This window comes from Sulfitobacter sp. BSw21498, assembly GCF_006064855.1.
In the GTDB taxonomy this organism is placed as follows: Bacteria; Pseudomonadota; Alphaproteobacteria; order Rhodobacterales; family Rhodobacteraceae; genus Sulfitobacter.
In genome coordinates, this window is the sequence record NZ_CP040753.1 from 2,528,347 (window position 1) to 2,550,252 (window position 21,906).

At 56.3% G+C, this 21,906-nt stretch carries 20 protein-coding genes and 1 pseudogene; 8 read left to right on the forward strand and 13 right to left on the reverse strand.

The features are described 5' to 3' along the window. Positions 1 to 65: 65 nt before the first annotated feature. Genes E5180_RS12265 through hslO form a run of 3 tightly spaced genes read right to left on the reverse strand, consistent with a single transcriptional unit; the run spans position 66 to position 2,801 of the window. Positions 66 to 1,250, reverse strand: a complete 1,185-nt coding sequence (locus tag E5180_RS12265) for a CCA tRNA nucleotidyltransferase (protein WP_138924614.1) — start codon at positions 1,248 to 1,250, stop codon at positions 66 to 68. After that, entirely contained in the window at positions 1,229 to 1,825 is a 597-nt protein-coding gene (locus tag E5180_RS12270) for a CoA pyrophosphatase (protein ID WP_138924615.1), read from the reverse strand. The genes E5180_RS12265 and E5180_RS12270 overlap by 22 nt, the downstream gene beginning before the upstream one ends. Further along, positions 1,815 to 2,801 (reverse strand): Hsp33 family molecular chaperone HslO, encoded by a 987-nt coding sequence (gene hslO / locus E5180_RS12275; RefSeq protein ID WP_138924616.1) that lies wholly within the window; start codon positions 2,799 to 2,801, stop codon positions 1,815 to 1,817. Before hslO ends, E5180_RS12270 begins: the two co-directional genes overlap by 11 nt. A 78-nt stretch (positions 2,802 to 2,879) precedes the next feature. On the opposite strand from hslO, the gene E5180_RS12280 reads away from it, so the two are divergent. Further along, positions 2,880 to 3,326, forward strand: a complete 447-nt coding sequence (locus E5180_RS12280; RefSeq protein ID WP_138924617.1) for an NUDIX domain-containing protein — start codon at positions 2,880 to 2,882, stop codon at positions 3,324 to 3,326. A 14-nt stretch (positions 3,327 to 3,340) separates the two neighbouring features. Here E5180_RS12280 and E5180_RS12285 read toward each other — a convergent pair. Then, positions 3,341 to 4,585: pseudogene (locus tag E5180_RS12285) on the reverse strand (SpoIIE family protein phosphatase); the annotation flags it as partial. 276 nt (positions 4,586 to 4,861) lie between these two features. Between E5180_RS12285 and E5180_RS12290 the strand changes: the two are divergent. Then, complete coding sequence (locus E5180_RS12290; RefSeq protein ID WP_138924618.1) at positions 4,862 to 5,227, forward strand: Hpt domain-containing protein; 366 nt, start codon at positions 4,862 to 4,864, stop codon at positions 5,225 to 5,227. Here the strand turns inward: E5180_RS12290 and ilvA are convergent. Next, positions 5,190 to 6,422 carry a threonine ammonia-lyase IlvA gene (ilvA, locus tag E5180_RS12295; RefSeq protein WP_138925212.1) on the reverse strand — a complete coding sequence of 411 codons (1,233 nt, stop codon included), beginning with the start codon at positions 6,420 to 6,422 and terminating at the stop codon, positions 5,190 to 5,192. The two genes, E5180_RS12290 and ilvA, sit on opposite strands and share 38 nt — an antisense overlap. A 125-nt stretch (positions 6,423 to 6,547) precedes the next feature. Here ilvA and E5180_RS12300 point away from each other — a divergent pair, with 125 nt between their 5' ends. Continuing rightward, entirely contained in the window at positions 6,548 to 7,768 is a 1,221-nt protein-coding gene (locus tag E5180_RS12300; RefSeq protein WP_138924619.1) for an argininosuccinate synthase, read from the forward strand. A gap of 60 nt (positions 7,769 to 7,828) precedes the next feature. Here the strand turns inward: E5180_RS12300 and E5180_RS12305 are convergent, their stop codons facing one another. The 3 genes from E5180_RS12305 to E5180_RS12315 form a co-directional block, all read right to left on the reverse strand. Continuing rightward, the gene (locus E5180_RS12305) at positions 7,829 to 8,242 is read right to left on the reverse strand and encodes a DUF7282 domain-containing protein (protein ID WP_093732771.1); all 414 of its coding nucleotides are present in this window, start codon (positions 8,240 to 8,242) and stop codon (positions 7,829 to 7,831) included. Positions 8,243 to 8,332: 90 nt separating this feature from the next. Next, positions 8,333 to 9,025 (reverse strand): HAD family hydrolase, encoded by a 693-nt coding sequence (locus E5180_RS12310; RefSeq protein ID WP_138924620.1) that lies wholly within the window; start codon positions 9,023 to 9,025, stop codon positions 8,333 to 8,335. Further along, positions 9,025 to 9,933 (reverse strand): D-amino acid aminotransferase, encoded by a 909-nt coding sequence (locus E5180_RS12315; protein ID WP_138924621.1) that lies wholly within the window; start codon positions 9,931 to 9,933, stop codon positions 9,025 to 9,027. Before E5180_RS12315 ends, E5180_RS12310 begins: the two co-directional genes overlap by 1 nt. Before the next feature lie 151 nt (positions 9,934 to 10,084). Here E5180_RS12315 and msrA point away from each other — a divergent pair, with 151 nt between their 5' ends. After that, positions 10,085 to 10,750 carry a peptide-methionine (S)-S-oxide reductase MsrA gene (gene msrA / locus E5180_RS12320; protein ID WP_138924622.1) on the forward strand — a complete coding sequence of 222 codons (666 nt, stop codon included), beginning with the start codon at positions 10,085 to 10,087 and terminating at the stop codon, positions 10,748 to 10,750. A gap of 27 nt (positions 10,751 to 10,777) precedes the next feature. On the opposite strand, the gene E5180_RS12325 is transcribed toward msrA, so the two are convergent. Continuing rightward, positions 10,778 to 11,656, reverse strand: coding sequence for a ribokinase (locus tag E5180_RS12325; protein ID WP_138924623.1), 879 nt, complete (start codon positions 11,654 to 11,656; stop codon positions 10,778 to 10,780). After that, a complete protein-coding gene (locus tag E5180_RS12330) occupies positions 11,653 to 13,911 on the reverse strand; it encodes an NADP-dependent malic enzyme (protein WP_138924624.1) in 2,259 nt (752 codons plus the stop codon). The genes E5180_RS12325 and E5180_RS12330 overlap by 4 nt, the downstream gene beginning before the upstream one ends. Positions 13,912 to 14,113: 202 nt before the next feature. Here E5180_RS12330 and mutS point away from each other — a divergent pair, with 202 nt between their 5' ends. Continuing rightward, the gene (gene mutS / locus E5180_RS12335; RefSeq protein ID WP_138925213.1) at positions 14,114 to 16,735 is read left to right on the forward strand and encodes a DNA mismatch repair protein MutS; all 2,622 of its coding nucleotides are present in this window, start codon (positions 14,114 to 14,116) and stop codon (positions 16,733 to 16,735) included. A gap of 62 nt (positions 16,736 to 16,797) precedes the next feature. On the opposite strand, the gene E5180_RS12340 is transcribed toward mutS, so the two are convergent. Together E5180_RS12340 and hrcA are read right to left on the reverse strand one after the other, a co-directional pair. Next, positions 16,798 to 17,361, reverse strand: coding sequence for a nucleotide exchange factor GrpE (locus tag E5180_RS12340; RefSeq protein WP_138924625.1), 564 nt, complete (start codon positions 17,359 to 17,361; stop codon positions 16,798 to 16,800). A 9-nt stretch (positions 17,362 to 17,370) separates the two neighbouring features. Continuing rightward, positions 17,371 to 18,405 (reverse strand): heat-inducible transcriptional repressor HrcA, encoded by a 1,035-nt coding sequence (gene hrcA / locus E5180_RS12345; RefSeq protein ID WP_138924627.1) that lies wholly within the window; start codon positions 18,403 to 18,405, stop codon positions 17,371 to 17,373. 130 nt (positions 18,406 to 18,535) lie between these two features. Here hrcA and rph point away from each other — a divergent pair, with 130 nt between their 5' ends. The 3 genes from rph to hemW are packed head-to-tail and all read left to right on the forward strand — an operon-like array spanning position 18,536 to position 21,007. Continuing rightward, positions 18,536 to 19,249 carry a ribonuclease PH gene (gene rph / locus E5180_RS12350; RefSeq protein WP_138924629.1) on the forward strand — a complete coding sequence of 238 codons (714 nt, stop codon included), beginning with the start codon at positions 18,536 to 18,538 and terminating at the stop codon, positions 19,247 to 19,249. Then, positions 19,246 to 19,857 carry an RdgB/HAM1 family non-canonical purine NTP pyrophosphatase gene (rdgB, locus tag E5180_RS12355; RefSeq protein WP_138924630.1) on the forward strand — a complete coding sequence of 204 codons (612 nt, stop codon included), beginning with the start codon at positions 19,246 to 19,248 and terminating at the stop codon, positions 19,855 to 19,857. Before rph ends, rdgB begins: the two co-directional genes overlap by 4 nt. After that, a complete protein-coding gene (gene hemW / locus E5180_RS12360; RefSeq protein ID WP_138924631.1) occupies positions 19,850 to 21,007 on the forward strand; it encodes a radical SAM family heme chaperone HemW in 1,158 nt (385 codons plus the stop codon). The genes rdgB and hemW overlap by 8 nt, the downstream gene beginning before the upstream one ends. Here the strand turns inward: hemW and E5180_RS12365 are convergent. Then, on the reverse strand, positions 21,004 to 21,891 hold the full coding sequence (locus E5180_RS12365; protein WP_138924632.1) for a ParB/RepB/Spo0J family partition protein: 888 nt from the start codon (positions 21,889 to 21,891) through the stop codon (positions 21,004 to 21,006). The genes hemW and E5180_RS12365 overlap by 4 nt on opposite strands. Between the last annotated feature and the right edge of the window lie 15 nt (positions 21,892 to 21,906).

Here is a 21,906-nt window from a genome sequence, read left to right on the forward strand (position 1 = left end):
CACCTGTAGGCCGTGCGTTCGCCGCCACTATAGAAAGAGCCGCTTCAGAATGGCCACAGGGCGCATTAGCTTTCTGGCGCATCCAGCAAGCTTTCCCGAGTTGCTGCGAACCCCGAAGCAATCCAAAGCGCTTTTAACCCGGCCAACCGTTTCCCCAATTCAGGGCCCCGATATCGCGGCATCAAATCAGCGGCTTTCACGGGAAACACAGCCTTTTCCGCTTGAAAGATCCCCTCAAGAACGGCGGGATCGGGCGGCGTGTCAGAAAGGCAGGCCCGCAGGATAACGACCGCGCGCGCGATATCCCCGCCATCAAGATAGGCAATCGCGGCGACGGTCTCGGCCCCGAAGGCGGCCTCCCTTAACCGATGAAGGTATTTCGCATCTGCCTTGCTCAGCCGTAACCGTTGGTCCACGTCTTCGCCGCCAAGCGCTGCCAAACGCGTGCGCCAATCAGGAGCCAGCTGCAAAAGATGTTCAAAATGCACGACCATCGCAAGCCAGCGATCGTCGCTGCCGGGCAGGACAACCCCCAACACACCGGTTTGGCGCATCGCTGCCACCGAAGGCGCAGGATCCGGCGCGGCCAATAGTTTCGCAAGTTCCGCCCCGATACGTTCGGCCGACAGGCTTTCCAGGCCATCCGTATGCGCTGCAATCGCGGCCAAAGCATCTGGACTAAACCCCTCTGCCGAGTCGGCATACCACGCGCAAAACCGGAAATATCGCAATGTGCGCAGGTAATCCTCGCGAATACGTTGCGCCGCATCCTCGATAAATCGCACCCGTCGCGCCCGCAGATCAGGCAGACTTTCAAGCGGATCAATGACCCGACCCTGCGCGTCCGCATAAAGAGCATTCATGGTGAAATCGCGGCGCAACGCGTCGTCAATGATACTGTCAGAGAACGCTACCACGGCGCGCCGGCCATCCGTTTCCACATCGCGGCGGAAGGTCGTTACCTCGAACCCTTTGCCGCCACTGACCACAGTGACCGTTCCATGTTCCACCCCCGTCGGCACGGCTTTGAGCCCAGCGCGCGCCGCGAGCGCCATCACCCTTTCCGGCAATGCGTTGGTCGACATATCGACATCGCTGTCGGCCACGCCCAGCAGCGCATTGCGCACACAGCCGCCAACGAAATAGATCACATGCCCCCCATCCTTCACCGCATCGCACACAGCTTGGGCGTCAGGGTCAACAAGCCAGCGGGTGCTCGCGGGAAGGGTCACATCATACGTTCGGTCCATGCCCGTAACATACGCGCGGTTGCCCCCCAAATGTAATAGGGACCGTAAGGAACAGTGTAATAATACCGTCGTTGCCCCTGCCATCGTCGTGATTGAACCACATAATTGTCAGCGTTCAGCACATGATCCAACGGAACGGTAAAGACTTCCTCAACTTCACCCGGTTCAGCGACGATTTTGAAATCTTCTTTCACAAAGGCGATTACTGGGGTCACTAGAAAGTTGGTCACTGTTTCATGCGCGGGCAACGTGCCCAACACCTCAACCAGATGCGACGGCAAACCGATCTCTTCTCGCGCCTCACGCAACGCTGCCGCCACCACGTCAGCATCGTCACCATCCTGTTTGCCACCGGGAAAGGAAATTTGTCCTGGATGGTGCTTTAGAGCCGAGGACCGCTTGGTCAGGATAAGGTCAAAACGGCCATTACGCTCGATAATCGGGGCCAGCACGCCGGCAGGACGCAAGGTGCGATTGGCCGGCAGCACCGTCTCTTTATTCAGGTCAAAATCAGACGACGTGACACCAGTTTGCGCCAACGCCGTCCGAAAATGGGCAAGTTGATCAGCTGCCACTGTTATCTTCAGCCTCGAACCCGACAGTTTTCGGGTCCAGATCGTAATGCGCGCCACAGAACTGACAATCTGCGGTGACCCGACCGTCGTCAGTTGTCATCGTTTTAATATCGCCCGCTGAATAGATAGACAGGCTTTGCCGAACCCGATCTTCCGAGCAGGTGCAGCCAAATCGAACAGCCTGCGCGTCGAATACCCGCGGCACTTCCTCGTGAAACAGGCGTTTCAGCAAGTCGGTCGGTGGCAGACTTGGCCCGATCAGTTCAAGCTCGTCTACTGTATCCAGCAGCACATTCACACGGCGCCAGTTATCGCCCTCTTCGCCGTCAACGAGGTCAGAGGCAAGAAGCACGTCACCGCTGCCTTCGCCCTGCGCGGCAAAGGGCGACGCTTTGGGCATATGTTGCAGCATAACACCGCCAGCACGCCAATGTTCATCCTGACCAGGCGTTGTGGATTTGCCAAAGCTCAACTCGAACCGGGTTGGCAGCTGCTCGGACTGCGCGAAATACGCCTCTGCACATTCGGAGAGGGATTTTCCAGTAAGCGGCGTAATCCCCTGATAGGGTGTCATACCGTTCCCTTGATCGATCATAACGGCGAAATATCCCTCGCCGACCTGATCAAACGCCGGCCCATCGGTGATCCGGTCAGCATCATAACTGGCGTAAGCACGGATACGCGCAGGTTCGCCATCGTCGGTCGGACCATAATAGTCCGTTGCAATCATCCGCACCGGCCCGTTCGACTGAACCTGCAGTTGCAGTTTCCATCGCAGTTTGATCGTCTGGCCGATCAACGCCGTAAGCAAGGCCATTTCCGCGACCAGTGCTTCGACCTTTTCGGGATAATCGTGCTGACGCAAGATCCCTTCCAGCACGCCATCCAGACGGGCGACACGCCCCCGGATGTCAGAGGCATCGAGTTGAAAGGGTAGAACGGTATCGTCCCACGCGATTTTGTTTCCTTGGGTCATTTGACTTTCCTTACCGGCAGACGGTTGGCATACCGCGTCTATATAAGCGCAACAACCCGTGCGAAAAGGGGGTGTCAAATGATGCGACGTGTAGGGAAGCCGCCCGTGCCCGGCAAAACATATCGATCTCGACCCGGTGTCTATGCGATCTTGCCCCTTAAGGGACGGTTTTTGTTGACTGCCCAGTTGCGCCCCGAGGTCGATGTTCAACTTCCTGGCGGTGGAATTGACCCTGGTGAATCGCCGCTTCAAACGCTCCACCGCGAGGTGATGGAGGAAATCGGGTGGACCATCGCCCGCCCCCGGCGATTGGGGGCGTTCCGACGGTTCGCATATATGCCCGAGTATGATATGTGGGCCGAGAAAATCTGCCACGTATATGTCGCCCATCCAGTCCATCAGGTTGCCCAGCCGATCGAGCCGGACCACGCCACCGTTGTTATGTCGGGGGAAGAAGCCATTTCTGTGCTAGGGAACGACGGAGACAGGTATTTCCTTGATCGATTTTTGGCGATGCGACCCTGATAATCGAAGCAAATTCCCGACACATCATCCGGGAAATCTACACCGCCCGCATATTCCTCCAGATGGGTGGAAAGCGCGTCGAAAAATTGCGCGCCTCGAACGGAATATAGGTCATGCAGAACGCGGGCCACCCCGTCGTCGTCCAGCATTTGCCCCGATGCGTTAGGGCACTCCGTTACACCATCGGATAAAATGATAAATCGATCGCCTGGTTCTAGCTGTGCAACCGTCGTGTCATAATGCGCATCAGGTATCAGGCCGACAGGCAGCCCCCCCTGCCCCAACTGTACCAAAACACCATTTTTTCTTTGTATATATGGATGAGGGTGTCCGGCCTGCGTCGCTTGAATATAACCGGTATCAAGGTCAATTTTGGCTAAAAAGATCGTAAAGTATTGCTCCGTCTCCATATCAGTGAGGACCAACCTGTTCAGGTCTGCCACCACTCGATCGGGCGACCGCATCCTGTACATCCCGTTCGGTTGACGCGTCAAAGCAATGTTATGGTCCGGCGCGACAGCAGAGAAGGTTCCGGCAAGCCGCGCCGCCATCAGAGCGGAGCTGACACCGTGCCCAGATACATCCAACCCATATACCCCCAAGCTGCGGCCGGCGGCGAAATACCCCACCAAGTCGCCACCCACGTGACCACTTGATCGCAGCATCAAGGAAATCGTTCCCTCGTTAAAGTCGTGCAGCGGATCCTGCAGCAGGGATTCCTGAAATTTCCGCGCCTCATCAAGATCACGATCAAGCGCGCTATGTACCACCTGCAGTGCAGACAGCGCTTCACTGATGACGCGATTCTTCGATGACAGTTCGCGTTGCATTGTCAGAATTCTTTCGCCCGCCATGATGCGAGCGCGCAATTCGTCCACGTTAACCGGCTTGCTAACGAAATCATCCGCGCCGCTATCGAGCCCCCTGACCACCTCTGATTTATCGGATTTTGCGGTCAGTAGAATGAAATATCCGTAGCGCCCCGTAGAGAGTTCACGGAACGCACGGCAGAACTGTAGCCCCGACATCCCGGGCATAATCCAATCGCTGATGACCAAATCTGGCAGACGATTTCGGCACATTTTTAGCGCGTCCACTGCCGATGCCGCCTCTTGGACGGTGAACCCCCATCGCGTCAAGGTCGCCGTTAAAATGCACCGTTGTAGTGCGCTGTCGTCCACGACCATGACAGTTTTGACCGCGCGAAACCGCGCTGATTCAGGTAGTATCTGTGTTTTTTCGGTTGTCTGCGACAGCATCTCAAAGGCTTTCGATATCTCTTATCGGAAGCCTATGGGATGTCGGATTAAGATACCGTGAATCCTGTCTAATATTATCCGTGACGAAGCCATTGATACCGCGCCTCGCGCAGACGGACGATAGTCCCTGCGATGGGGCCTTCCTCGGTTCCAAGGCATTCATTCATCAGACGCAGCGGCCAGCGCTAAAAGATTGATCGCTACGATCAGATAAGCAGACGGAACTATTTGTTAAGGTTTTCGCGTCAGGGTGACCGCAGAAAAGGAGGCGAATCGTTGATCGATTGGGAGCAAATCTCTGTGCTGAAAGAAGCTGTTGGCCCCAGCGCATTCGAAGAAATTATCGTGGTATTTTTTTTGGAGGTAGAAGAAGCAAAAAGCAAACTTCGGGACAGCAGGGCTACTAAAACCATTCGAGACACTCTTCATTTCGTTAAAGGAAGTGCGCTGAGCTTAGGTTTTATCGAGTTTTCGGAACATTGCCTGCGCGCGGAAAAAGAACTCGCGTTAGGCGAATCGATGCAGCCCGTTATAGAGGACCTTTTTACCATCTACGAGAAATCCAAGCTGCAGTTTCTGACAAGCTGTGGGTCAAAATCCCGCGCTATAGCACAAACTGCGCCAAAGTTTCATCATTCGTGATGTCGGTATAGGTGAACCCGGCTGCCTTAAGCTGTGACAAGAAAGGAGCGAAGCTATCGGAACTGCGCGTTTCGATCCCGATAAGGACTGACCCGAAATTACGTGCTGATTTTTTCAGATATTCGAAACGGCAAATGTCATCGTCAGGCCCTAGAATGCCCAGAAACTCCTTCAGCGCACCGGGCCGCTGCGGCATCCGCAGGATGAAGTATTTCTTAACCCCAGAATAGCGCTGAGCCCGTTCCTTTACCTCAGGGAGACGTTCAAAATCAAAGTTCCCGCCTGATGCGACACAGACGACGGTCTTGCCCTTTATCTGTTCAGAAACCTCACCCAAGGCTTCAATTGAAAGAGCTCCGGCAGGCTCAAGGACGATGCCTTCGACGTTCAACATTTCAATGATCGTGACGCAGATGCGATCTTCGGCCAGGTGGATCACGCTCTCAACCGGCACAGTACGCAATCGCTTAAAATTACGCTCACCAATCTTTGCCACAGCGGCACCGTCAACAAAACTATTGATAGGAGATACATCAACAGGAGCTCCAGCCACCAATGCCCGAGCTAAACTAGGCGCACCTTTAGGTTCAACGAAGCTATATCGACATGTATCTTGAAAATAGCTGTAGATCCCCGACGACAATCCGCCGCCACCGACGGGCAGCATGATGTGGTCCGGAACACGGCCCAACTGCTTTTCTATTTCAACCGCAACAGAGGCTTGCCCCTCGATGACATCTTCATCATCGAAAGGAGACAGAAAATGAGCGCCCTCTTCCGTGCAATATTGCTGCGCCGCTTGCAGGGTTTTATCAAAATAGTCCCCAACCAGCCGCACCTCCACCTGAAGCCCGCCAAAGATTTTTGTTTTCTGGATCTTCTGCTGAGGGGTCGTTACGGGCATAAATATAACGCCCTTCACACCAAAATGACTGCACATAAATGCAACACCTTGGGCATGATTTCCTGCGCTTGCACAAACAAAAACCGACTGTTCGGGGATCACCTTGCGCATCGCGTTGAACGCGCCGCGCAGCTTATATGATCGGACCGGGCTTAGGTCTTCTCGCTTCAACCAAATATCCGCGTCATATTTTTCGGACAAATGTTCGTTGCGCATCAATGGGGTGGCGGGAAACACCTCGCGCATCGATAGCGTAGCGCTGCGAGCCGCAGTTTTGAACAGATCCGTCATTTCATTGACCTTTGCGTTGGATACCTTTCGATACGATCCCGCGCCGGTGCGGTCAACGCAGCCTTCAATCTTGCTCATACCATGGAAAACAGATACTTCGCGGTGCAAACCGAAAAGGAAACATCATGTCCGCGCCCAAAAAAGTTGTGCTCGCCTATTCTGGTGGGCTTGATACCTCGATTATCCTAAAATGGCTGCAAACCGAATACGGCTGCGAAGTGGTGACCTTTACCGCTGATCTCGGCCAAGGCGAAGAACTTGAGCCTGCCCGCGCCAAAGCCGAAATGATGGGCGCGTCGGAAATCTATGTCGAAGATGTCCGCGAAGAATTCGTGCGCGATTTCGTCTTCCCGATGTTTCGCGCCAATGCCGTCTACGAAGGGCTTTACCTGTTGGGCACCTCGATCGCTCGGCCGTTGATTTCTAAACGCTTGGTTGAAATTGCCGCCGAAACCGGAGCCGATGCGGTTGCGCATGGTGCGACGGGCAAGGGCAATGATCAGGTCCGTTTCGAATTGGCTGCCTATGCCTTGAACCCTGACATCAAAGTAATCGCGCCTTGGCGTGAGTGGGATCTGACCAGCCGGACGAAATTGATCGAATTTGCTGAAAAACATCAGATCCCCGTGGCAAAAGACAAACGTGGCGAAGCACCCTTTAGTGTGGATGCAAATCTCCTTCACACGTCCTCCGAAGGAAAAGTGCTGGAAGATCCGGCCGTGGACGCACCCGAATATGTTTATCAGCGTACGGTTTCGCCAGAGCAGGCACCCGACACGCCCGAATATGTCGAAGTTGGTTTTGAAGGTGGCGATGCGGTCAGCATCAATGGCGAAAACATGTCGCCAGCGACACTTTTGGCTAAATTGAACGAACTTGGCGGCAAGCACGGCTGCGGCCGCCTTGATCTTGTTGAGGGGCGCTTTGTCGGTATGAAGTCCCGTGGGATCTATGAGACCCCCGGCGGGACATTGCTGCTCGAAGCACACCGCGGCATCGAATCGATTACCCTCGACCGCGGCGCGATGCACCTAAAAGACGAGCTGATGCCGCGTTATGCAGAGCTGATCTATAATGGTTTTTGGTACAGCCCCGAACGCACCATGCTGCAAGCCGCGATTGATGCCTCCCAGACACATGTGACCGGTACAGTTAGATTGAAATTGTACAAAGGCCATGTCCGCACGGTTGGCCGCTGGTCGGAGCATTCGCTATATTCCGAAGCGCATGTCACCTTCGAAGATGACGCTGGTGCCTATGATCAAAAAGACGCTGCGGGCTTCATTCAGTTGAACGCGCTTCGACTCAAGCTTTTGGCGGCACGTGACAAACGCCTCAAAGGTTAAGATAAAAAAGGCCCGGACAGAGCATAATCTCTCCGGGCCTTTTCTTTAATTTTGAACGGTTTATTCGGCCGTGATGACCGTCATCACCAATTTACCATCAGGTTTGATAGGGCCGTCTTCCTTTGCGCCCAAAGTGTATTCGAAGCCACCGGTTTTCATGCCGCCCTCTTCTGAGTGGACCATAAGCATCAGCATATCGCCGGATTTAACGTCTTCTTGCAGAATGGCGCTGACGTCGATGTTCTCACCGGCACGCAAGGGTGCGTAGCCGACGACCGGGCCCGGCTTCATCTCTGCATCGGTGCGGTGCACGACCATCCAACCGTTTTCCGATGCCATCACTTTATCGGCGCTGACGACGCCGTTGGACACATCTTGATCCATCGCTTCTACCATAGCGTTGCTGTGGGCTGCGGCGAAAGCCGTGCCCGCGACGAGCGTGAGGGACAGTGCGGTTGCTGCAAACATCTTCATGTTAAATCTCCTGGTTGTGTTGAACTTGTCTGATAGACACGCCAACCACCGAGATTTAGTTTCGATACTCCGCCTTTTTCTAGCCATTACTCACCTAAGTCTTTGATCATAAAGCTTTTGGTAATGGGGCATTGCCTGCGCGCACAGCGTTTCCGCCTCACCGGTGAGCGTAGGCAGAGGCCCTTCGGCCCCGGCGAACCCGGTGCTTTTATGAACGGCACCGTACCAATGCGCTGCCCAGATCCCGTCTTCTGCGCGGGGACCGGCGGCCCAAGACAGCATAGCGGGATCGAAACGCAGGTCGATTGCGCTGCAAAGTTTGCGCAGCATCTGTTCCGGATTCGCCCTGATATCTGCTGAATCAATCACCATTCCGCCAATTTGATCGAAAAGCGCGGTTTGTTGACCATAGCCGATATCGTTAAAATTCGGTGCTTCTCGCTTTGCAGTATAGCTGGCAATTACGTGCGCAGGATGGCGTATCAGATGGACATGGACACAGCCTTTGGCCCAATCCATCGGAAAGCTGTCAATCATGTGATGCGGCATATGCTTCATATAGCGGTGTGGGGTGCCGGCGAGCGCGCACTGCGCCGCGACTTTGGCAGGGTCACATTCATGGTGCGCGATGATTTCTTGGTGCATCGGATGGTTAATGCCGGTTTGTTTAAGATAGGGTGCATAGAACGGCTCATCCATCGCGGTGAAATCAGCGCGATTGCCGAAACTATACATCATCGCCGTGCTTAGATTACGCGGGCCGGACCACATTGCGATACGCATCAGGCACATTCCTTTGCGATGAGGGCCTTGTACAATTCGCGTAGTTTTTTGGTCACAGGCCCCATTTCGCCGTCGCCGATCTGGCGACCATCGATCATCGCGACGGGGGTTTGCGCGCCGAAGGTGCCCGTCAAGAATGCCTCGTCGGCACCATAGGTGTCGACAAGCGAATAGTTCCGCTCGAAACAGGGGATGTCGTTGGCGCGACACAGATTGATCACTTTCTGACGGGTGATCCCATTCATGCAGTAGTCGCCAGTGCTGGTCCAAACCTCCCCCTTGCGGACGATGAAAAAATTACAGGCGTTTGTTGTATTCACGAACCCGTTAATATCCAGCATCAAACCCTCGTCGGCACCCGCTTTTTCCGCGGCAATACAAGCAAGGATACAATTCAATTTTGAATGACTATTCAGTTTCGGGTCCTGGGTCATCGGCAGCCCCCGCATATGGGGCACGGTAGCAAGCCGGATCGGGCGCGGCATATTGGGCCGGGAATGCTCCATTATGATCGCGATTGTGGGGCCGGATTGCGACAGCGACGGGTGCTGGAACGGCCGCGTTTTAGGGCCACGGGTGATCATCAATCGCGCGTGGGCGTCTGTGGTCATTCCATTTGCACTTTGGGTCTCTAACAATGCGGAAACGAGCTGCTCACGTGTCATCCCGATGTCCAGATCAATGGCTTTTGCGGCTTCGAGCAGGCGGTCGAAATGATCGCTTAGGAAGGCCCATGTACCATCATAAAGCCTCAGCCCTTCCCAGATTCCGTCACCCAACATGAAACCGCTGTCATAGACGCTGACAACCGCCTGCGCCCTGGGGACAATCCGGCCGTTTAAATAGATCAAGATGTCTTCGTTACGGGCATCTTCTTGGGCTTGGTGCGTGGTGACGTGATCTTGCATCAAATTGCTCCTTCTTTGCGGTTGACGCTAAGAACTTCATGCCACGGGGCCAAGGGTGAAACCTACATCACTAGGGCGTGACATCACGGGCACCTGAGTTGCCTCGCGGCGCTAATAGCGTCACGGTTTGAAAAAATGATGGAGAGTATTCATGAGTATTGCCACAAATATGCGCCTGATCGTGCTGAGCGCCGCCATCGGTCTGGGCCTCGCGGCACAGGCGACAACCGCAAAAGCCGCCGGAACAGAGACGCTTTTGGTTGCTGGAGGCTGCTTTTGGTGCGTCGAATCCGATTTCGAAGCCGTGAAGGGCGTCAAGGAAGTTGTATCCGGTTTCGCGGGCGGAAATGTGAAGAACCCGACGTACAAGCAGGTCGTCGCGGGCGGAACGGGCCACTATGAAGCGGCGCAGATCCAGTATGATCCTGCGGTTGTTTCTGCCGACCAATTGCTGGCAATGTTCTTCCGCTCGGTCGATCCGACCGATGCCGGTGGGCAGTTCTGCGACCGCGGCGACAGTTATCGCACTGCGATCTTTGCGGATGGTGCCGGCCAGAAAGCCGCTGCAGAGAACGCAAAATCACAGGCTCAGGCCGCTTTAGGGAAAACCGTGGTCACCCCGATCTTGGGAAAAACTGCGTTCTATCCCGCCGATGCCTATCATCAGGACTATTACAAAAGCGATGAACGCCTTGCCTTTACCAGCGTCGGGTTGGGTGTGAAAAAGTCCGTCGCATATAAACGCTATCGTAACGGCTGCGGGCGCGACCAGCGCGTGAAACAGCTTTGGGGTAGTGCTGCTCCGTTCGTAAAATAAGTATTAACCCAGCGTTAATCGTTGGGTTCAATCACCGTCGAAACCGTGGTCCTGAATGTCTTTGAGGTCCGGGATCACGTCGGCCGTTCCCTGACGCGTCACCATCAACGCACCCGCCTGCATCGCCAGTATAATCGCATCTTGCATTGAAAGTTTGCGATCCAATGCGGCTATGAGATAACCGGTAAACGTGTCGCCTGCGCCCGTCGTATCGACGGCAATCACAGGATAGGCAGGGAAATTCATCACTGATTTTGCCTGTTTAGAGACCCATTTGCAGCCCTCGGCGCCCAAGGTTACGATAATATCGTCGATCGGCAGGGCGTCGATGCTGGTGCCAACGGCTTTCCCAAGCGCGGCAGCTTCGACTTCGTTTAGCACAAGGAGATCGATGTCGGGCAATACCTCCGCCACGATCTCCGCATCGAAGGGTGCGGCGGCATAGGCCACGCGCAATCCCAGCGTATGCGCAGTGCGCGCGGCAAAGCGTTGGCCCAATGTTTCGTTTTGCATGAGCAGAAAATCACCCGGCGACGCCTCGGACAAAGCGGCACCGATCATCTGGGTGGTGATTTCGTGATTGGCCCCTGAAAACAAAACGATAGCGTTTTCACCATCATCCGCGACACAGATATTCGCATGGCCGGTGGCCGTATCGATCACGCTGATATGCTGCGTCTCAACACCATATTCCAGCAGTCGTTCCACGGCCCATTTGCCATCCGGCCCCACGGCGCCGATATGCGTGACGCGCGTGCCGGCACGGGCGGCGGCGACCGACATATTGGCCCCCTTCCCGCCCAAACCCTGCCGGAAATCATGCGCGGCAATTGTTTCCCCCGGCGCAGGCAAATGCCGCAGATAGTAGAAGTTATCTGCGTTGATAGAGCCGAGGTTCCAGATCATTCGCCGACCTTACAGGCTGCTAGAATGGCCATGTTCAAAATGTCGTTCGCCGTGGATGTCGTCGAACAAATCTGGATCGATTTGTCCAAACCGGTCAAAATCGGCCCGATCACAGTGGCGCCCGCCATTTCCTGCATCAGTTTCACAGAAATGCTCGCGGAATGTCGCGCGGGGACCACCAGAATATTCGCAGGCCCCGTCAAACGCGAGAACGGATAGTTCTTCTGGCTCTCGGCGTTCAGCGCGACATCAACGGTCATCTCGCCTTCGTATTCGAAATCAACGCCGCGGGCGTCCAGCACATCGGGGGCGCGCTGCATCTTTTCCGCCCGCTCGGAAACCGGATAGCCGAAGGTAGAGAAGCTGACGAAAGCAACCCGAGGCTCAAGCCCCATGTGACGCGCGACCTTAGCCCCTTTTTCGGCAATGTTGGCCAGATCCTCTTCGTTTGGCCATTCGTGCACCAGCGTATCGCCGATAAATACGATCCGCCCCTTGTGCAGCAACGCGGTAATGCCGACGGCGCCATGTTGGGCGTTGGCGTCGAACACGTGGTTCAGCCGTTCAAGCACATGCGCAGATTTACGGGTCGCACCGGTCACCAGACCGTCGCCATGCCCATGTGCCAGCATCAATGCGGCGAACACGTGACGATCTCGTGCTGCAAGACGGTGTATGTCTTTGCTGTCCGACCCTTTGCGCTGCAACCTGTTGTAAAGATATGACTTATATGTATCCAGATACTGGGTATTGGCCGCGTTCACGATCTCGAGCTCGCGGTGTGCATCCTCCATTCCTGCGGCGGTCAGCTTGGCCTTGACGTCGTCAAGCCGCCCGACCACCAGTGCCTTGCCCAGACCGGAGCGTTGGTACATGACCGCCGCGCGCAAGACCTTGGGGTCATCGCCCTCGGCAAAGATCATCCGCGCCTGATTGGCGCGGGCACGGGCATTGATCCCCCGCAGGATATTCGCCGTCGGGTCCATGCGCGACTTCAGGCTCAGCTCGTAGGCGTCCATATCGATGATCGGGCGCCGCGCGGCACCGGTATTCATCCCTGCACGTGCAACGGCCGGCGGAATACGGTGGATCAATCGCGGGTCAAACGGCGTCGGGATAATGTAATCGCGACCAAAGGTGAGGTTCTTGCCATAGGCGAGCGCCACTTCGTCCGGCACATCCTCGCGCGCAAGATCGGCCAGCGCGTGGGCGCAGGCGATCTTCATCTCGTCGTTGATGGCGCGGGCATGAATATCGAGCGCCCCGCGGAACAGATAGGGAAAGCCCAACACGTTATTCACCTGATTGGGGTAGTCACTGCGGCCTGTGGCGACAATCGCGTCGGCGCGGACTTCGTGTGCTTCTTCGGGGGTGATTTCGGGATCGGGGTTTGCCATCGCAAAGATCACCGGATTATCGGCCATGCTGGCAACCATCGCGGGCGTCACAGCGCCCTTGACCGACACGCCAAGGAACACATCCGCGTTCTTCATCGCCTCTTCCAGGGTCCGCAGATCAGTCTGCGCGGCGTGGGCCGATTTCCACTGGTTCATGCCTTCGGTACGACCTTGATAGATCACGCCTTTAGTGTCGCACATAATGCAGTTGTTATGCTTGGCCCCCATCGCCTTGAGAAGCTCAAGACAGGCGATCCCCGCCGCGCCGGCGCCGTTCAAAACGATCTGCACGTCTTCGATCTTTTTGCCCGAAATGCGCAAGGCATTCAGCAGCCCCGCGGCACAGATTACCGCCGTTCCGTGTTGGTCATCATGAAAGACGGGGATGTCCATCTCTTCTTTCAGGCGCTGCTCGATGATGAAACACTCAGGCGCCTTGATATCCTCAAGGTTTATCCCGCCGAACGTCGGGCCCATCAGCTTGACCGCATTGATAAACGCTTCGGGGTCTTCGGTATCCAGTTCAATGTCGATGGAGTTCACGTCGGCGAAGCGTTTGAACAGCACCGATTTGCCTTCCATCACCGGCTTTGACGCCAGCGCACCAAGGTTACCCAACCCTAGAACCGCCGTCCCGTTAGAAATCACCGCGACCAAATTGCCCTTGTTGGTATAGTCATACGCCAGTTCGGGGTTCTCGGCGATGGCCTCGCACGGGACGGCGACACCGGGGGAATAGGCAAGGCTCAGATCTCGCTGGGTCGTCATAGGGACGGTCGCGGTGATCTCGAACTTGCCGGGTGTGGGTTCAAGGTGAAAGGCTAGCGCCTCTTCTGACGTAATACGGTTTTTGTTCACTGGAACGGCTTTCCTCTTGGTTTCTCGCTTGATATCGCCGATCGCCCCTTCACACAATCATGATGGCGCTCACGCTTTGGGCGACGTCGCGGCGACCCCGTGCGCGCAGTGGTCGGTCCGCCCTTTCGTCTGGGGGCGCGGTTTTGTACACAGCGTTAACACGAACCGGGGGCGCAGAGTGACCGAAGAAAAAATCACGCCAATGATGGCGCAATATCTAGAGCTCAAATCCCAGTACGCCGAAGCGCTGCTGTTCTACCGTATGGGCGACTTCTACGAGATGTTCTTTGACGATGCCGTCGCGGCAGCAGAGGCGCTGGACATTGCCCTGACCAAACGCGGCAAGCACGGCGGCGAAGATATCCCCATGTGTGGCGTTCCGGTACATGCCGCCGAAGGATATTTGCTAACGCTGATCCGCAAGGGGTTTCGCGTCGCGGTCTGCGAACAGATGGAAAGCCCGGCAGAGGCAAAAAAACGCGGCTATAAGTCGGTGGTCAAACGCGATGTCGTGCGGCTGGTCACCCCCGGTACTTTGACCGAAGAATCCCTGCTCGAAGCGCGGCGCCACAACTATCTTGCAGCTTTTGCAGAGGTACGCGACGGCCATGCATTGGCGTGGGTTGATATCTCTACCGGCGCGTTTCACGTGATGCCCCTGACCCTGTCGCGTCTCGGCCCCGAACTGGCACGTCTGGCCCCGTCAGAGCTGATCGTGTCAGAAGCGAAAGAGGCCGATTTACGCGATTTAGTGTCAGATTTTGATATCGCACTTACTCCAATCGCCCGTTCCGCCTTTGATAGCAGCGGGGCCGAAAAAAGGGTCTGCGATCTGTTCGGTATCGGGTCTCTGGATGCGTTCGGCAGCTTTGAACGCGCCGATATCTCCGCCATGGGCGCGATCATCGACTACCTTGAGATCACGCAAAAAGGCAAACTGCCCCTGCTCCGCCCGCCGCAAAAAGAAGCAGAGGCACGCAGCGTGCAGATCGACGCCGCCACAAGGCGCAACCTTGAACTGACCCACGCGTTGACGGGTGGTCGTTCGGGCACGCTGCTGTCGGTGATGGACAAGACTGTAACGGCAGGTGGTGCGCGTCTGCTCGAACGGCGCATTTCGTCGCCTTCGCGTGTGTTAGAGACGATTCAAGCCCGTCTGGACGCCATTTCCTTTGCCTATGATACGCCGACCATCCGTAGCGATATCCGCCAGCACCTGCGCAATGTGCCTGATCTGGACCGCGCCCTGTCGCGCCTGTCGCTTGATCGTGGTGGCCCCCGCGACCTTGCAGCCCTCCGCAATGGCTTGACCGAAGCAGGGCAATTGGCAGAAAAAATGCAAACCGCCACCCTACCTGATCTGCTGGCCCAAGCCGCCAAAGGGCTCTCCGGCCATGACGACCTGATCGACCTGCTGGACGAAGCCTTGATCGCAGAGCCGCCCCTGCTCGCCCGCGATGGCGGGTTTATCGCGCCCGGATACAACAGCGAGCTCGACGAAGTGCGCACCCTGCGCGACGAAGGCCGCAGTGTCATTGCGCAGATGCAACAGGATTTCGTCACGCTCACCGGTATCTCTACGCTCAAGATCAAACACAACAATGTGCTTGGCTATTTTGCCGAGGTCACAGCGACCCATGCCGAAAAGATGCTGTCGGCGCCGCTGACGGATACTTTTATCCACCGTCAAACCACGGCCAATCAGGTCCGTTTCACAACCGTGGAGCTCTCTGAAATGGAGACCAAGATCCTTAACGCGGGCAACCATGCGTTAGAGATCGAAAAGCGGCTCTATGAAACGCTGAAACGTGCCATTCTGGACCACTCAGGCCCCATCGGCGTGGCATCGGCCGGACTGGCAGAAATTGATCTGGCTGCTGGACTGGCCGAGCTTGCACAGTCTCAGAACTGGGTGAAACCCCGCGTCGATAATTCACGTGCCTTCGACATTCAGGGTGGCCGTCACCCCGTAGTGGAACGTGCTTTGGCCCAGCAATCGGGCAGCCCGTTTATTGCCAACGATTGCACCCTGTCGGCCGATGGTGACAACGCGAACATTTGGCTGCTGACCGGCCCCAACATGGCGGGTAAATCGACCTTCCTGCGGCAGAACGCGATCATCGCTTTGATGGCCCAGATGGGCAGCTATGTGCCTGCCGCCAGCGCCCATATCGGCCTGATCAGCCAGATTTTCAGCCGCGTAGGCGCCTCTGACGATCTGGCACGGGGGCGTTCCACGTTTATGGTCGAAATGGTCGAAACCGCCGCGATCCTCAATCAGGCGGACGATCGTGCGCTGGTGATCCTGGATGAGATCGGGCGCGGCACCGCGACCTATGACGGCCTGTCCATCGCTTGGGCCACGCTGGAACATCTGCATGACATCAACCGTTCGCGTGCGCTCTTTGCCACGCACTACCACGAGATGACCGCCCTTTCGAACAAATTGGACGGGGTCGATAATGCCACCGTCGCAGTCAAGGAGTGGGATGGCGAGGTTATCTTCCTGCACGAAGTCAAAAAGGGCGCTGCCGATCGGTCTTATGGCGTGCAGGTTGCGCAGCTTGCCGGATTGCCTGCCTCCGTCATTGCCCGCGCCCGCGTCGTGCTTGAAGCGTTGGAAAAAGGCGAACGCGAAGGCGGCGCAACCCAGAAGACTTTGATTGACGACCTGCCGCTGTTCGCCGTGGCGCCTACACCCGCGCCGCAACCGAAACAGACCTCAAAGCTGGAAGAGACGCTGGCAGACATCATTCCCGATGAGCTCTCTCCACGTGAAGCACTCGAATGGATGTACAAACTAAAAGAGGCGGCCAAAAACTGACCGCCTCCCTCATTTCCAAATGGATTTAAATCCTCCCCGAAGGGCCGCTCTATCCCGGGCGTTTACCCTGCGGGGGTAGAGGATACGCCAACCTGCGCCGGACGCAGCAAACGGTCGTGCAACATGAAACCTTCCGCGGCTACCTGAATGATATCGCCTGCTTTGGTACCAGGCACGGGGGCCTCGAACATCGCTTGGTGATGCTGAGGATCAAATTTTTCGCCCACTTCAGGTGCAATAACTTCCATGCCGTGCTTTTTGAACACGCTCAGCAATTCACGCATCGTCAGCTCGATGCCTTCCAGCAACGGACCAGATATGGTGCGCTGCTCTTCCGTGGCGGCTTCCAATGCGCGTTTCATGTTGTCGTAAACCGGCAACATGTCGCGGGCCAGCTTTGACCCGCCATAGTTCTCGGCCTCGCGACGGTCTTTATCAGACCGTTTGCGCGCGTTCTCTGCGTCGGCCAAGGCGCGCATAAAGCGGTCTTTAAACTGGTCGCGTTCGGCACGCAATTCGTCCAGTTCCAGCGCTTCGTCGTCAATTTCGGCCATCTCATCAGCATAGGCCTCGGCCTCTGCGTCATCGATATCATCCAGAAATTCGTTCTCTTTCGGCTCTGCCATAATTCACCTCTAGCTGCGGTTCGAAATCAGCTTTCCAACCAGCTGCGCCGTGTAATTCACAATCGGCACGATACGTCCATAATTCAGGCGCGTGGGGCCGATCACTCCGACCGCCCCGATCACCTTACGATCAGCGTTCATATAAGGGGAAACCACCAGAGAGGAACCCGAAAGTGAAAAAAGTTTATTCTCAGAACCAATAAAAATGCGCACACCGTCGCCCGCATCGGCCAATTCGAGGAATTCGGCGATGTCCCGCTTGCGTTCAAGGTCGTCAAACAGCTGGCGGATCAATTCGACGTTCTCTGCCTCGCCTTCGGCGTTGATCAGATTCGACCGCCCCCGCACGATCAATCGCTCGGGTGTCTCGCCCTCACCCTGCCACAAGGCCAGCCCGCTTTCGACAAGTTGCTGCGCCAGAATGTCGATCTGCTGGCGCCGCTGGCTGATCTCATGCGCGATGGTGCGCTGCAATTCCGAGATGGTCTTCCCCTCGACCAGCGCGTTCAGGAAATTCGCGGCCTCGCGCATGCTGCTGGGGGTCTGGCCCGGCGGGGGGGTGAACAAGCGGTTTTCCACGTGACCGTCCGAAAACACCAGAACGACCAGCGCCCTGTCGTGAGACAGTGAAACGAATTCGATATGCTTGATCGGCGCCTCGTGCTTTGGCGTCAGCACGAGCGAGGCGCCTTGTGTCACGCCGGACAATGCCGACCCCACGCGATCAAGGATACCGCCGACATCGGCGTTGTTGTTGCCAACGGTCGCATCAATCTTTTCGCGGTCGGTTTCTGTCGGGTCGCCAATCTCGATCATGCCATCAACGAACATCCGCAGGCCCATCTGCGTCGGGATACGGCCCGCGCTGACATGGGGGCTGCCAAGCAGGCCCATATATTCAAGATCCTGCATCACATTGCGAATGGTGGCTGCGCTGACCTTTTCGCTGAAATCACGGGTCAGCGTGCGCGACCCCACAGGGTCCCCATTGGCCAGATAGCCTTCGACCACGCGGCGGAAAACTTCACGCGAGCGATCATTCATTTCTTCTAAAACTGTTGGTGCTTTGTCCATATAGGCAGAAGTATGTGCGTCAGGGGGCAAACGTCAATCGGGGTTGCATCGCGCCGCAACGCAGAGTTATCCCCAAAGGCAAATGGAAAAGGAATTACCTATGCGCCCCTCTGGTCGGAAACTTGATGAATTGCGTGCCGTGTCGATTGAAACCGGCTTTACCAAACACGCCGAAGGATCGGCCCTGATCAAGATGGGCGACACCCACGTGCTGTGTACAGCAACGATCGAAGACCGCGTGCCGCCGTTTATCAAAGGCTCCGGTCTGGGTTGGGTCACCGCCGAATACGGCATGCTGCCGCGCGCCACCAACACCCGTATGCGCCGCGAGGCCGCGATGGGCAAACAAGGCGGGCGCACCGTTGAAATTCAGCGTCTTATCGGTCGTGCCCTGCGCGCCGGTGTGGATCGCAGTGCCTTGGGCGAACGCCAGATCACCATCGACTGCGACGTGCTGCAGGCCGACGGTGGCACACGTTGTGCGTCTATCACTGGCGGTTGGGTCGCATTGAAGCTCGCGGTAAACAAACTCATGAAGGCCGGCGATGTCATCAGCGACCCGCTGGTTGATCCGGTCGCGGCGATCAGCTGTGGTATTTACGCGGGACAGCCCGTGCTCGACCTCGACTACCCCGAGGATTCCGAAGCGGGCGTTGACGGTAACTTTATCATGACCGGCACTGGCAAACTGATCGAGATCCAGATGAGCGCCGAAGGCTCTACCTATTCACGCGACCAGATGAACCAGCTGATGGACCTCGCTGAAAAGGGCGTGGCAGAGCTGGTTGAGATGCAAAAGGCAGCCACCGCATGACCCGCAAATTTACTGGCGACCAGATTTTGGTCGCCACCCACAACGCGGGCAAACTGCAAGAAATGACAGAGCTTTTCGCCCCCTTCGGCGTCTCTGTCAAAGGTGCCGCCGAGATGAACCTGGGCGAACCTGAAGAAACCGAAAGCACTTTTATCGGCAATGCCCGCATCAAAGCACGTGCGGCAGTCGAGGCAACAGGCCTCCCTGCCCTTGCGGATGATTCCGGCATAGAGGTCGAAGCGCTGGACGGTGCCCCCGGTGTCTACACTGCCGACTGGTCCGAAACGCCGAACGGGCGTGATTTCGTCATGGCAATGACCAAGACCCATAACCTGTTGGAAGAGGCAAACGCCCCCCATCCCCGTCGTGCTCGGTTCTGCGCGACATTGGTGTTGGTCTGGCCAGACGGCCACGAAGAGATTTTCGAAGGTCGGGTTAACGGTTCCCTCGTTTGGCCAATCCGTGGCGAAATCGGTCATGGCTACGATCCGATGTTCCAACCCGATGGGCACAACCAAACCTTCGGCGAAATGTCCGCCGACGCGAAAAACGCAATCAGCCACCGTGCGGATGCTTTCGCCAAACTGATTTCTGCCTGCTTTGATTGAGGATTGGCGTCAGGGCGGCTTTGGCCTTTATATCCATTGGCCTTTTTGCGAGGCTAAATGCCCCTATTGTGACTTTAACAGCCATGTTAGTCGCTCAATCGACCAACGCGCTTGGCGTGACGCCTACCTGTCAGAGCTGGAACGCGGCGCAGCCGAAACCCAAGGACGTGTGTTGAACGCTGTCTTTTTCGGCGGCGGCACCCCAAGCTTGATGGACCCTGATGTCGTCGCGGACGTCATTGCCGCAATTCGGCGCCTTTGGCCAACAGCTAATGACTTGGAAATTACCCTTGAAGCGAACCCAGGCTCGGTCGAGGCCGATCGCTTCGCCGCTTTCCGGCAGGCCGGCGTTAACCGTATTTCAATGGGGATACAGGCGCTGAACGACGCTGACCTGAAACGGCTTGGGCGAATTCATACCATCGCAGAGGGACTGGCAGCGTTCGATATTGCCCGCACGACATTCGACCGCGTCAGCTTTGATCTTATCTATGGGCGTCAGAACCAGACTTTGGTCGACTGGCAGGCCGAACTGAAGCAGGCCCTATCCCTCGCGATAGACCATATGTCTTTGTACCAATTGACGATCGAACAAGGCACCGCCTTTGGGGATCGCTACGCGATCGGAAAGCTTCGCGGGCTTCCCACTGATGACCTTGGTGCCGATATGTATGCAGCAACCCAAGACATCTGCGGAGAGATGGGCATGCCATCTTACGAGGTGTCTAACCATGCGCGCGACGGCGCCCAATCGCGGCATAACCTCATCTACTGGCGGTACGGCGATTATCTGGGTATCGGCCCCGGGGCGCATGGACGTTTGACCCAGAATGGCAATCGATTTGCGACCGAATGCTTCAGCAACCCCAAACGCTGGCTCGACGCGAGCGTAAGTGGGGCCACAGAAAAACCCCGCGAGCTGCTTACCACCGAGGATCAAGGCAGCGAGTTTCTGATGATGGGCCTACGCTTGAAAGAAGGTGTTGACCTTCGACGTTACGAGGCCCTTGCGGGTGCCCCCCTATCGACAAAAAAAATCACCCAGATGCAGGACATCGGGATGATTTCTAGGGTTCATGATCAGCTTTTTGTCACTCATCAGGGTTTTATGGTGCTGAACGCTATCCTGGCCGAGCTATTGTCCGATTAAGAAGCCGACAAACGTTGGCAGAGTTCGTCCAGCTCATCCATGGTCGTGTAATGCAGTACCATCTGGCCGGCTTCCTGCCCGGGTTTATGGTTCAGCGTTACTTTCAGGCCCAGATTTGCCGAAAGATCGCCTTCAAGTGCGCGGGTGTCTGCATCTTTCTCACCAGTCGGTCGAGCGGTGCGTTTTTCGACACCACCATTTTCTGCCTGATGCTCTTTCTTAATCAAAGCTTCGGCAGCCCGTACCGACAAGCCGCCCGCAATAATCTGCTTCGCAAGCTTTTCGGGGTTCTTTGACGGAACCAAGGTCCGTGCGTGTCCAGCCGTCAGATCACCCTGCCGCACCAATTCCAGCACATTTTCAGGCAGGTTCAAAAGCCGCAGTAAGTTCGCAATATGGCTTCGGCTTTTACCCAGGGCTTCGGCCATTTTTTCCTGCGTGTGCCCGAAACGATCCATCAGCTGGCGATAACCTGCAGCCTCTTCGATCGAGTTGAGGTCCGCGCGCTGAATGTTTTCGATAATCGCGACTTCAAGAACTTCGACGTCGGTAAATTCGCGGACAATGATCGGCAGCTGGTGCAGCTGTGCCATTTGCGACGCACGCCAGCGCCGTTCGCCAGCAACGATCTCGAATGTTCCGTCCTCGCGGCGGCGCACGATCAGCGGCTGGATGACCCCTTTTTCTCGGATCGAATTCGCAAGATCCTCCAGATCCTGTGGATCAAATCGCTTGCGCGGCTGCTCCGGGTTAGGAGAGATTTTTTCGATCGGAACATACTGTTCCGCTGCGCCTTCTGATGCCACCGTTTGTGTCTCCGCTACATCTGCCATCAAAGCCGACAATCCGCGACCCAAACCGCGTCGTTTGTCTCTATCTGCCATTGCCTGACCCCTTAT